General features: G+C 67.8%; 9 protein-coding genes. 4 read left to right on the top strand and 5 right to left on the bottom strand.

What is annotated here, in order from left to right; translation table 11 throughout:
• Positions 1-106 precede the first annotated feature (106 nt).
• Genes NQ034_RS02030 through NQ034_RS02020 form a run of 3 tightly spaced genes read left to right on the top strand, consistent with a single transcriptional unit; the run spans position 107 to position 4,892 of the window.
• Positions 107-3,508, top strand: a complete 3,402-nt coding sequence (locus NQ034_RS02030; protein WP_257046736.1) for a pyruvate carboxylase — start codon at positions 107-109, stop codon at positions 3,506-3,508.
• On the top strand, positions 3,501-4,010 hold the full coding sequence (locus NQ034_RS02025) for a peptide deformylase (protein WP_257046735.1): 510 nt from the start codon (positions 3,501-3,503) through the stop codon (positions 4,008-4,010). Before NQ034_RS02030 ends, NQ034_RS02025 begins: the two co-directional genes overlap by 8 nt.
• 21 nt (positions 4,011-4,031) lie before the next feature.
• Positions 4,032-4,892, top strand: coding sequence for a 3-hydroxybutyryl-CoA dehydrogenase (locus tag NQ034_RS02020; RefSeq protein WP_257046734.1), 861 nt, complete (start codon positions 4,032-4,034; stop codon positions 4,890-4,892).
• An 89-nt stretch (positions 4,893-4,981) separates the two neighbouring features.
• On the opposite strand, the gene NQ034_RS02015 is transcribed toward NQ034_RS02020, so the two are convergent.
• The 5 genes from NQ034_RS02015 to NQ034_RS01995 form a co-directional block, all read right to left on the bottom strand.
• The gene (locus NQ034_RS02015) at positions 4,982-6,874 is read right to left on the bottom strand and encodes an ABC transporter ATP-binding protein (RefSeq protein WP_257046733.1); all 1,893 of its coding nucleotides are present in this window, start codon (positions 6,872-6,874) and stop codon (positions 4,982-4,984) included.
• Positions 6,871-8,598, bottom strand: a complete 1,728-nt coding sequence (locus NQ034_RS02010; protein WP_257046732.1) for an ABC transporter ATP-binding protein — start codon at positions 8,596-8,598, stop codon at positions 6,871-6,873. The genes NQ034_RS02015 and NQ034_RS02010 overlap by 4 nt, the downstream gene beginning before the upstream one ends.
• A 76-nt stretch (positions 8,599-8,674) precedes the next feature.
• Positions 8,675-9,619, bottom strand: coding sequence for a COX15/CtaA family protein (locus tag NQ034_RS02005; protein ID WP_257046731.1), 945 nt, complete (start codon positions 9,617-9,619; stop codon positions 8,675-8,677).
• A gap of 81 nt (positions 9,620-9,700) precedes the next feature.
• Positions 9,701-10,489, bottom strand: a complete 789-nt coding sequence (locus tag NQ034_RS02000) for an ABC transporter permease (protein WP_257046730.1) — start codon at positions 10,487-10,489, stop codon at positions 9,701-9,703.
• The gene (locus NQ034_RS01995; RefSeq protein ID WP_257046729.1) at positions 10,486-11,400 is read right to left on the bottom strand and encodes an ABC transporter ATP-binding protein; all 915 of its coding nucleotides are present in this window, start codon (positions 11,398-11,400) and stop codon (positions 10,486-10,488) included. The genes NQ034_RS02000 and NQ034_RS01995 overlap by 4 nt, the downstream gene beginning before the upstream one ends.
• A 241-nt stretch (positions 11,401-11,641) precedes the next feature.
• Here NQ034_RS01995 and NQ034_RS01990 point away from each other — a divergent pair, with 241 nt between their 5' ends.
• The gene (locus tag NQ034_RS01990; protein WP_373456807.1) at positions 11,642-12,340 is read left to right on the top strand and encodes a helix-turn-helix transcriptional regulator; all 699 of its coding nucleotides are present in this window, start codon (positions 11,642-11,644) and stop codon (positions 12,338-12,340) included.
• Positions 12,341-12,388: the final 48 nt, after the last annotated feature.

Below are 12,388 nucleotides of genomic sequence, written 5' to 3'. Positions count from 1 at the left end.
GTGACATCGTGCACTGGGTATCTGTCGAGGTGGGTAGAGTATGTCCTGACATCAGTGTCCCCCTCACCGTCAATGATGGCGGTGACGAACTGAAATGAGTGTCTGAATGTTTCAGAAAGTACTCGTAGCGAACCGCGGGGAAATCGCGGTTCGTGCGTTCCGCGCCGCCTATGAACTGGGTGCCGCGACCGTGGCCGTATTCCCCTGGGAAGATCGCAATTCGGAACACCGGCTCAAGGCCGATGAGGCCTACATGATCGGCGAAAAGGGTCATCCCGTTCAGGCCTACCTCAACGTCTCGGAGATGATCCGGGTCGCTCAACTGGCCGGCGCCGATGCAATCTACCCCGGCTATGGATTCCTCTCCGAGAACCCGGATCTGGCCCGCGCCTGCGCGGATAACGGCATCACGTTCATCGGTCCGCGTGCGGACATCCTGCAGATGGCCGGCAACAAGGTCGAAGCCCTGCATGCGGCGCAGAAGGCCGGTATCCCCACCCTTGACTCCGTCGCCCCCTCCGACGACGTCGAGGTCCTGCTGGCCGAGGCCGAGCGGATGGAATACCCCCTGTTCGTCAAGGCGGTCGCCGGTGGTGGCGGACGCGGCATGCGCCGGGTCGCCGAGCCCGCTGCGCTGCGCGAGTCCGTCGAGGCCGCAATGCGCGAGGCGGAGGGCGCCTTCGGCGATCCGACGGTGTTCATCGAGCAGGCCGTGCAGCGGCCCCGTCACATCGAAGTCCAGATCCTGGCCGACACACACGGCGATGCGATCCACCTGTTCGAGCGCGACTGCTCGATCCAGCGCCGTAACCAGAAAGTCGTGGAGATCGCCCCGGCTCCCAACCTGGACCCGGAGATCGCCACAGCCCTGCACGCCGATGCGCTGACCTTCGCCCGCGCGCTGGGCTACCAGAACGCCGGCACCGTCGAATTCCTGCTGGAGACCGAGGGGCCGCGGGCGGGCAAGCACGCGTTCATCGAAATGAACCCGCGGATCCAGGTCGAGCACACGGTCACCGAGGAGATCACCGACGTCGACCTGGTGCAGTCGCAGATGCGCATCGCCGCCGGTGAGTCCCTGTCCGATCTGGGCCTGGATCAGGATTCCGTGCACGTGCGCGGGGCCGCCCTGCAGTGCCGCATCACGACGGAGGACCCGGCCAACGGCTTCCGGCCAGACACCGGCACGATCACCGCCTACCGGTCCGCCGGCGGCGCGGGTGTCCGCCTGGACGGCGGGACCGTACACGCCGGTGCCGAGGTCTCGGCCTACTTCGACTCCATGCTGGTCAAGTGCACTTGTCGTGGCCGCGACTTCCGGCAGGCGGTCAACCGGGCACAGCGAGCCCTGGCAGAGTTCCGCATCCGCGGAGTCGCGAGCAATATCGCCTTCGTGCGCGGGGTGTTGGCCGATCCGGATTTCCAGTCCGGCAACCTCTCGACCCGTTTCATCGAGGAGCGTCCGCAGCTGCTGCAGGCCAATGTGGGAGCCGACCGCGGATCCCGCCTGCTCGAATACCTGGCCGACGTCACCGTCAACCGCCCCAACGGCAGCTCGCCGGTGGACCTGCAGCCGCGCGAGAAGCTGCCCAGCCTTGACCTCAGCGCGGCGCCCGCGCAGGGCTCGCGCCAGCAGTTGCTGGACCTGGGTCCGGCCGGCTGGGCCCAGGCCCTGCGTGAGCGCAAGGGTCTGGCCGTAACCGATACGACCTTCCGCGACGCGCACCAGTCGCTGTTGGCCACGCGCGTGCGGTCGAAGGACCTGCTGGCCGTGGCGCCCTATGTGGCACGCGAGATGCCGGAACTGCTGTCGGTCGAGTGCTGGGGCGGGGCGACCTACGATGTGGCCCTGCGCTTCCTGGCGGAGGACCCGTGGGAGCGTCTGTCCAAGCTGCGCGAGGCAATGCCGAACCTCAACCTGCAGATGCTGCTGCGCGGGCGCAACACGGTGGGCTACACCCCGTACCCCACCCGCGTGACCCAGGCCTTCGTCGAAGAGGCCGCCGCCACCGGTATCGACATCTTCCGGATCTTCGACGCGCTCAACGACATCGAACAGATGCGCCCGGCCATCGAAGCGGTCCGCGAGTCCACGAACTCCGTGGCAGAGGTCGCCCTGTGCTACACCTCCGATCTGAGCAATCCGGCGGAGAAGGTCTACACCCTGGACTACTACCTGGGCCTGGCCGAAAAGATCGTCGATGCCGGCGCTCATGTGCTGGCCATCAAGGACATGGCGGGCCTGCTGCGGCCGGCCGCAGCCGCCACGTTGGTCACCGCCCTGCGGAAGAACTTCGACCTGCCTGTGCACGTGCACACGCACGACACCGCCGGCGGTCAGCTGGCCACGCTGTTGGCCGCGGCCAACGCCGGCGCCGACGCCGTAGACGCGGCGAACGCCGCCATGGCCGGGACCACCAGCCAGCCCTCGCTGACGGCGCTGATCGCGGCCTTCGAGAACACCGAGCGCGACACCGGGCTGTCGCTGGCGGCAGCGGAGGACCTCGAACCGTACTGGGAGTCCGTCCGCAATGTCTACAAGCCCTTCGAATCGGGCCTGCCTGGGCCCACCGGCCGTGTCTACCGCCACGAGATCCCCGGCGGTCAGCTGTCCAACCTGCGCCAGCAGGCCGTGGCGCTGGGCCTGGGGGAGAAGTTCGAGGAGATCGAGGACATGTACGCCGCGGCGGACGCGATCCTCGGCCATCTGGTCAAGGTCACCCCGTCCTCGAAGGTGGTGGGCGATCTTGCCCTGCACCTGGTGGCGGTGGGCGCCGACCCGCAGGAGTTCGCGGAGAACCCGCAGAACTTCGACATTCCGGACTCCGTCATCGGCTTCCTGTCGGGTGACCTGGGCGATCCGCCCGCCGGCTGGCCCGAGCCCTTCCGCACCAAGGCCCTCGAGGGCCGCACGCACAAGTCCCCGGTGGCAGAGCTCGATCCAGCTGACGAAGAACTGCTGGCCGTCGCCGGCCGGACGCGCCAGGACACCCTGAACCGTCTGCTGTTCCCCGCCCCGACCCGTGAGTTCGAGGCGGCCCGCACCAACTACGGCGATCTGTCCGTGCTCGAGTCGACCGACTACCTCTACGGTCTGACCCAGGGTGAGGAACACGGTGTCGAGATCGAGCAGGGCAAGGTCCTGCTGCTCGGCGTCGAGGCGATCGGCGAGGCCGATGAGCGCGGCATGCGCACGGTCATGTGCACGCTCAACGGCCAGCTACGTCCGGTGTCCGTGCGCGATAAGTCGGTCGACGTCAACGTCGCGACCGCCGAGCGGGCCGATGCGAACAACCCCGGCCACGTCGCCAGCCCCTTCGCCGGAGTCGTCTCGCTGCAGGTCGCGGTGGGCGACAAGGTCAAGGCGGGCCAGACCGTCGCGACGATCGAGGCGATGAAGATGGAGGCGGCTATCACCAGCCACATCGACGGCACGGTCTCGCGCCTGGCGATCGGCCCCGTCCAGCAGCTGGAGGGCGGCGACCTGGTGTTGGTGATCGATGCCTGATCGGTCGATCCGAGTCTTCGGGGACCCGGTTCTCAGACAGATCTGCGAACCCGTCGTCGAATTCGACGAAGCCGCGCGCCGGCTGGCGGAGGATCTCATAGAGACCTCCCTGCCGGCCGGGCGCGCGGCGGTCGCGGCACCCCAGATCGGGGTGCCGCTGCAGGCCTTTGGCTACGACGTCGACGGGCGCCGCGGCGCTGTATTCAACCCCGTGGTCGTCGAAACCGGGGGAGAGCTCAGGGACATCGACGAGGGCTGCCTGTCGGTGCCCGAACTATGGTTCCCCACTCCCCGGTGGGAGTACGCGCGGGTGACCGGCCTCGATGCCACCGGTGAGCCGGTGGACATCGACGGAGAGGGCGTCTTCGCGCAGATGCTCCAACACGAGACGGACCATCTCAAGGGGATCGTCTACGTCCAAACCCTGCCCCGGGGGCGCCGGCGGGAGGCGATGCGCAGCATCCGCACCGCGCCGTGGTTCCTGGCCGGCAGTCAGAACTGACGCACATCGAAGGAGAAGAGTGTGAGCATTGAACGCGCTGGAGTAATCGGCTCCGGTCTCATGGGATCCGGCATCGCCGAGGTGCTGGCCCGGTCCGGACTGCACGTCGTCGTCCGCGATATCAACGACGCCGCCGTGGCCGCCGGCCGCGGACGGATCGAGAAGTCGCTGGGCCGCGCGGTCGAGCGCGGCAAGCTACCGGCCGCGGAGGCTACTGCCGCGCTGGACCGGCTGGTCTTCACCACCGACCTGTCCGCTATGGCCGATCGCCAGCTGGTGATCGAGGCGGCCAGCGAGAACGAGGAGATCAAGAAGTCGATCTTCGCCGAACTCGATGCGATCGTCACAGACGAACGCGCGATCCTGGCCTCGAACACCTCCTCGATGCCGATCATCCGGTTCGCCCAGCAGACCGCGCGGCCCGAACGGGTCCTGGGCATTCACTTCTTCAATCCTGCGCCCGTGCAGCCGCTGGTGGAGATCGTGTCCTCCGTGCTGACCGCTCCCGTCGTGGCGGCCGAGGTCGAGGACTTCGTCACCGATGTGCTGGGCAAGGCCCCGATCCATTCGGAGGATCGGCCCGGTTTCATCGTCAACGCCCTGCTCATCCCCTTCCTGTTCTCCGCGATCAGGATGCTGGAGGCCGGACATGCGACGAAGGAGCAGATCGACGCGGGCATGGTCAATGGCTGTGCCCATCCGATGGGCCCCATCGCCCTGGCCGACCGCGTCGGGCTGGACACCTGCCTGTTCGTGGGCCAGTCGATCTTCGCCGAGACCGGCGACGCTGCGGCCAAGCCGCCGGTGTTGCTGTCGCGGATGGTCGACGCCGGGCTGCTGGGCGTCAAGAGCGGCCGCGGTTTCTACGATTACAGTCGCTGAGCCGCCGACCGGCGCATGCCGGTGAGATACACTGCAGGGTCCGTCCCCGAGCGATCGGGGACGGACCCTGCAGCTGTGTGCCCAGCCGGCTATCGCATACCACCGGCCTGCGCGGCCTGCAGGCCGGCGTAGACGCCGCCGGCGGCCATCAGCTGGGCGTGCGTACCCTGTTCGACGATATGGCCCGCATCCATCACGATGATGAGATCAGCGCCCTGAATGGTCGAGAGACGGTGTGCGATGACGAAACTGGTCCGCCCGCTGCGCAGCCGGTTCATGGCCTTCTGCACCAGCACCTCGGTGCGCGTGTCGACCGAGGAGGTGGCCTCGTCGAGCACCAGGATCTGCGGCTGGGACACGAACGCTCTGGCGATCGTGATGAGCTGGCGCTGACCGGCTGAGATATTGTCCGCCGTCTCCGTGATGACGGTGTCGTAGCCGTCTGGCAGGTGGGCGACGAACTGATCGACGTATGCCTCCTTTGCCGCTGTCATGACCTGCTCACGGGTGGCGCCCGCGAGTCCGTAGGCGATGTTGTCGTAGATCGTGCCCTCGAACAACCAGGTGTCCTGGAGCACCATGCCGATCGGCGCCCTGACCTGGTCGCGGGTCAGCTGAGCGGTGTCGATTCCGTCCAGGGTGATCCGACCGGCGGTGGGCTCGTAGAAGCGCAGCAGCAGGTTGACCATGGTCGTCTTGCCCGCCCCTGTGTGTCCGACGATCGCGACGGTCTGGCCCGGTTCGGCCACCAGGCTCAGATCCTCGATCAGCGGGGTATCCGGACGGTAGGCGAAATCCACGTGTTCGAAGGCGACTCGTCCGCGGGTCACGGCGAAGTCCGGATGCGCACTGGGCGGGGCCGGTTCGTCGGCCTCGTCGAGCAGTGCGAAGACGCGCTCGGCGCTGGCCAGGGCGGACTGCAGCTGGGAGGCCATACCGCCGAGTTGCTGCAGGGGCTGGGCGAACTGCCTGGCGTATTGGATGAAGGCCTGGACCGTGCCCAGTGTCAGCTGCCCGGAGGCGACTTGCAGGGCGCCCAGTAGGGCGATGCCCACGAAGACCAGGTTGGAGACGAAACTCATCGCCGGCATCATCGCCCCCGAGAGGGCCTGGGCCCTGAACGAGGCGCGGTAGACCTCCGCGTTCTTGACGGCGAAGGCCTCCTGGGTCCGCTCGAGAGCTCCGTAGACCTGCAGCAGGGCGGCACCCGTGATCGACTCCTCGACCTGGGTGTTCAACTCGCCCGTGGACTTCCACTGGGTGCGGAACTGGCGCTGGGATCTGGTGCCCAGGAGCGCGATGACGACGACCGTCAGCGGAATCGTGGCGACGGCGACCAGTGCCAACTGCCAGGACAGGACGAACATGATGCCCAGCACGCCCAAGAACATGACGAGGGCGGAGACGATGTCCTGCGCGGACTGGTTGAGGGTCTGGTTGAGATTGTCGATGTCGTTGTTCAGCCGCGACAGCAGATCGCCCTTGGCCTTCGAATCGACGACCGACAGCGGCAGGCGCTGGATCTTGTCCTCGATATCGGCGCGCAGGGAGGACATGACGCGCTGGATGATGGAGTTGGCGATGTACCCGCCCCACCAGTTGAGCAGGCCGGACACGATGTGGATGAGGACCACCAGGCACAGCAGCCGGGCCAGGGCGGGGAAGTCGACGCCCAGACCGGGGGTCAAGTGCATCGCCGCGACCATATCGGCCCGTTCACCCGCCCCCTGGGCGCGCAGTTCTGCCACGACCTCGGCCTGGGTCTGGCCCGGGCGCATGGTCAGGGAGACGAATCCGGAGAATACGAGATCGGTCGCCCGGCCCAGCACATAGGGCGCTGCGATCGTCAGCACGGTGCCCAGCACGAGTGTTAGGGCCGACAGGCCGGCCCGCCAGGCGTACGGGCGGAACACCCCGCCGAGTCTGCGCAGGGTTCCGCGCACATCGCCGGCCTTCTGCCCCGGTGCGATCTGCTCACTCATCGTGCCTCCTCGTTCAGCTGGCTGGAGACGATCTCCTGGTAGACCCCACAGGAGTCCATGAGCTGGTCATGGGTGCCCAGCCCCACGACGTGGCCGTCGTCGAGGACCACCACCTGGTCGGCGTCGATGGCCGCTGCCACGCGCTGGGTCACGATGACCTTAGTCGCCTCGACCTCGTGGTCCAGGGCGGATCTGACCGCGGCGTCGGTGGCGGCGTCCAGGGCCGAGAACGAATCGTCGAAGACCAGGATCGGGCAGCGGCGCACCAGGGCCATGGCGATGGCCAGGCGCTGCCGCTGTCCACCGGACAGGTTCGTCCCGCCCTGGTTGATCGGGTGGTCCAGCCCGTCGGGGAAGGTGGAGACGAACTCGTCGGCGCGGGAGACCGCCAGGGCCCAGGCGAGGTCGGACTCTGGTGCATCGGGTGCGCCGGTGCGCAGATTGTCTCGCACGCTGGCCCCGAAGACGTGGGGTTGCTGGGGGACGTAGCCGAATTGGCGGCCCAGCGTCTGCGGGGCGATTGCGGCCACGTCGACGCCGCCGATCGCGACCCGACCGGAATCCGGATCGGCCAGCCGGACCAGGAGTTGGACCAGGGTGGACTTGCCCGATCCGGTGGCGCCGATCACCGCGGTGGTGGTACCCGGGTCCACCGTGAAGGACACATCGGTGAGCACGGGGGACTGGGCGCCGGGATAGCGGAATGTGACATGGGAGAATTCGATCGCTCCGGGATCCGGCAGGCTTTCGACGGTGCCGGAGTCGCGGTCCATCTGCGGGGTCGTCTCCAGGACGTCGACCAGGCGCCCGGCCGCGACCTCGGCGCGGGGGATCATCATCGCCAGGAACGTCACCATCATCACGCCCATCAGGATGAGCATGAGGTACTGGATGAACGCCATCACGACGCCCACCTGGGTGGTTCCGTCCTGTACCTGGCGGGCACCGAACCACACCACGGCGGCCGCTCCCGCGTTGACGATGGTCATCACGGCGGGGAAGAGCACGACGAAGAGTTTGCCGACGTACAGGTTGGTGCCGGTGAGCGCCTCATTGGCGGCTTGGAAGCGGTCGCGTTCGGTGCTCTGCTTGCCGAAGGCGCGGATCACCCGCAGTCCGCCCAGCTGTTGGGAGAGTACGGAGCCAAGTGAGTCGAGGCGCTCCTGCATGGCGCGGAAGCTCGGGACCATCTTGCGCACCACCTGCAGCATGATCACCAGCAGGACGACGACGGTCACCAGGATGACCCAGGACAGCCGCAGGTCCTGTGCCAGTGCCATCGCCAGTCCGCCCAGCGCCATGATCGGCGCCATGATCATCAGCGACATGCCCATGACGAGGAACTGCTGGACCTGGCGGACATCGTTGGTTGAACGGGTGACCAGGCTGGAGGTCCCGAAGTGACCGGTCTCCCTGGCGCCGAAGCCCATGACCGCGGTGAAGAAATCCCGGCGGATGTCTGCGGCGGCGCGCATCGCGACATGGGCGCCTGCGACGATCGCGACGATGTTCGCCACCACCTGTCCGGCCGCTACGGCGAGCATCAGGCCGCCGTAGCGCCAGACGGTCGCGGTGTCGCCTGCGGTGATGCCGCGGTCGACGATGCCGGCGTTGAGCGTGGGCAGGTACAGGGTGCCGAGCACCTGGAGGAGTTGGAAGAGCAGGAGGACGATGACGGCTGGAACGTACGGGCGCAGATAATGCCGGAACAGGCGGATGAGCATTCCACCGATTCTAGTCGCTCGGGCCATCGGCGAATACGCACACCCGTTCGAAAACCTGGGTGTCGGCCCACCTGAGTCAGCGGGGCAGCGGAGCCCTGCGGTAGGCGGAGTCCGTCACCGCGGTGGCGGCGGCGATGACGAAGCACAGGCCGACTATGTGCAGGGCGACCAGTGCGACCGGCACGCCCAGGAAGTACTGCAGATACCCGATGAGGCCCTGGACGACTTCGGCGGCGAGCATCACCCACAGGGCGCGGCGCACGGCGACCAGCCCCAGGCGGGTACTCAGAACCAGACCCCAGACCGTGGCGATGACCAACAGCCAGACGGGGAAGGCGTGCATCCTGGCGATGATGACCATCGGCAGTCCGTTGCGGGCGCTGATCGCATCACCGGCGTGGGGGCCCGCACCTGTGACCAGTACGCCCAGGACGACCGTGAGCGCGGTGAGGATGCCGATGGCCCACTGCAAGCCGCGCAGCAGGGCCGTGCCCACCGGCTCCGTCGGGCCGCCGGCGTCGTGGGTGCGGAGCACCAGGTAGGCGGACAGGGCCACACAGACGGCCGATGGCACGAAGTGCGCGGCGACGATCCAGGGGTTGAGCTCCATATGGACGCTGATGCCGCCGATCACGGCTTGCACCGGCACGACCAGGGTCAGCACGATGGGCAGCCAGAACAGATCCTTCCGGGTTCTGCGCAGCCGCCACACCGCGGTGATCGCCACCAGGCAGATGATGAACAACACAACGCCCAGCAGGCGGTTGCCGAACTCGATCGCCCCGTGGATCCCGGCGTCGGCCGCCGGCGCGATCGTCACGCCGTTGCAGGTCGGCCAGTTGTCGCAGCCCAGGCCGGAACCGGTCAGGCGCACCAGGGCGCCGGTGACGATGATTGCGGAGTTGGCGATGAGCAGAAGCCAGGCGGTCGCCCGTACGGTGGCGTTGACCTCGGTGGGCTGTAGGCGATCGCGCAGGGTGGCCCCGGCCGCAGGGCCGGCGGGAACGGTGGATTGTGCCATGGTGCCTATCCTCCCCTCTTTTCTACCTCAGGTCGAATTCGGTGGTACGGCCCACAGACGGCCGTCCGTGGGCGTGGATGGTCACTTCGCGTCGAAGGAGAACCAGCGCTTGCACGCGGTGACTCCGATGATCGCCCAGACCGCCAGAACGGCCAGGCTCGTCCAGTCCGGGGTGGCGTCGAGCACCGCCGAGCGCATGGCCTCGCCCAGGGCCCCGAAGGGCAGGAAGGCGACCAGGTCGCCCCACAGTCCCGGCGGGTCGAAGACCACGCCGCCGGCCGCGGCCATCACCACCCAGACGATATTGGCCAGGGCCAGGGTGGCCTCGGCGCGCAGGGTGCCGGCCAGCAGCAGGGCCAGGGAGACCAGTGCCGCGGTGCCCAGGATGGCGGCCAGTACGATGCCGAGGACGGAGACGTGGCGGTGGAAGCCCAGGGTGGCGGCGATGACGAAGAGGACGAGGAACTGGGTGAGCACCACCGCGTAGACGGCGATGATCTTCGCCACCACCAGCCCCCAGGCCCCCAGCGGGGTGGTGGAGAGTTGGCGCAGCACACCGTAGCGCCGGTCGAAGCCGGTGGCGATCGCCTGACCGGCGAACGAAGTGGCCGAGATCGCCAGGGGCAGGGCCGCGGCGGTCGCCTCGGACAGATGATCGTCCGAACCCGCGCCCAGGGCGTCGTAGAGCTGAGTGGTGGCCAGTGCCACGAGTGCGCCGACCGGCAACAGGATGGACAGCAGGAGCTGCTCTCCATTGCGCATGATGGCGCGCATTTCGAACAGCGCCTGTGCCAGGATCCGGCGGGCGGCCGGCGCCGCATTGCCGCTGCGGTCGCCGACGGGCGCATCCGATGAGGGGACGGTGCTCAACGCAGGTTCCTTCCCGTGAGGTCGAGGAAGACATCGCCCAGGGACCTGCCCGTGAGCTGGAAGTCGTCGATTACGGCGCGGTGGTGTGCGAGCACCCCGGTGATCGCATGGAGCCGTTCGGTGTCGAGCTCGCCGGACAGGGTGATGGCCGGACCGGTCGCCTCGACTTCGGCGAGGACGGCCAGATCGGTCAACACGTCGACCGCGGGGACGCCGCGCAGGCGGATGCGCAGGACCCGTGAGCGTTCGGCGATGAGTGCGGCGGGTGCGCCCTGGGCGATCACTCTGCCGTGATCGACGATGGTCACCTCATCTGCCAGGCGTTCGGCCTCGTCCATATCGTGTGTGGTCAATACCACGGCAACGCCCTCGGCTCGCAATTGGTCGATCACGGTGTACACCGCGATCTGCGCCTGCGGATCGAGGCCGGCGGTCGGTTCGTCGAGGAAGACCAGCCGGGGCCTGCCCACCAGGGCGGCCGCCAGATTGACCCGCTGGCGCTGACCGCCGGAGAGGTGCCGGATCGCCCGGTCGGCAAACGAGGTGATGCCCAGGCGCTCGGCCAGGGCCTGCACATCGAGCGGGTTCGCATACATCCGCGCGATGTGGCTGAGCGCCTCGAGTGGTTTGGAGGCCATCGGCAATCCGCCGTCCTGCAGCATGACGGACACCAGGCCGGCGGTCCGCGTGTGCTGGGCGTGGGGGTCGAGGCCGAAGGCGCGGACCCGCCCACGGGTCGGACGGTAGAGTCCGACCGACAGGGCGATGGTCGTGGACTTGCCCGCTCCGTTGGGTCCCAGCAGGGCGTGGACGCGGCCGGGTTCGACGCAGTAGGACACGTCGTGGACGGCTTCGGTCCGGCCGTAGGAATAACCCAGGTCGGTCACGGTCAGCGCAGCTGTTTCGGTCACGGGAGTCCATTCTACGTCGCGCGCCCAGCGCTCCCCGCGCGCGTCCGGCAAGCGCGTCGGCGCTGGCCGGAAGCCCCGCGGCGTCGGTGGAATACGGGTTCCCGCCGATGATTTCGGCAGGTTCTGTAAGGCGGTCCTGGGTTTACAGGGAATAAATTACGTTACAAACTTCTTCTTGAAAACGTCAGTGCTCATCGGGTCATGTGCCCGTGGAAGACGGAAAGTGGAGGCGGTGACGGCCGTGGTGAACAAGGAGAAACAGGACGAACGCACGCGGCAGAAGGTCCTGGCCGCGGTCCTCGATCACGGTCCGGTGACCGCATCGGAGGTCGCACGGATGCTGGAGTTGACCGCCGCGGCGATCAGACGGCACCTGGACGCGCTCGAGGCCGACGGCTATGTGGAGGTCAGGCGACTGACCGGCACCAAGGCCGGACGGGGCAGACCCGCCCGACACTATGTGCTCACGGAACGTGGGCACAGCGAGATCAGCAACACCTACGACGACCTGGCCGTCGAAGTCCTCGACTTCGTCTCCCGCGAGGTCGGCGATGAGGGCGTGCGGAAGTTCGCAGCAGAGCGCACCGAACGGCTCCGCCGGGCCCTGACCGCCCGCCTCGACCAGCGGCACTCGGGGCGCACGGAGACCGTCGCCGCCCGCTCCAGGGCGCTGGCGAAGGCCCTGACGGCAGAAGGGTATGCGGCCTCGGCCTCTCCCGTGGCCGTCGGCACTCCGCTCGAGGCCATGCAGCTGTGCCAGGGCCACTGCCCGATCCAGAACGTGGCGGGGAAGTACCCGGAGTTCTGCGAGGCCGAACTCGAGATGCTCTCTGACATGCTCGGCGTCGACGTGCGCCGCCTGTCCACCCTGGCCAGCGGTGGACACGTGTGCACGACCCATATCCCGACCTCGCTGACGAATCGGCCCCTGCTCGACTAGCGCGTCAGCGCCCCACCCCAAGCACACCGCTCGATTTCACAACACCCA

Origin of the sequence: Brevibacterium moorei (assembly GCF_024580735.1) — a bacterium.
Taxonomy (GTDB): Bacteria; Actinomycetota; Actinomycetes; order Actinomycetales; family Brevibacteriaceae; genus Brevibacterium; species Brevibacterium moorei.
Note: the sequence above shows the minus strand (reverse complement) of the source record. Positions and strands in the feature narration are given on the sequence as shown.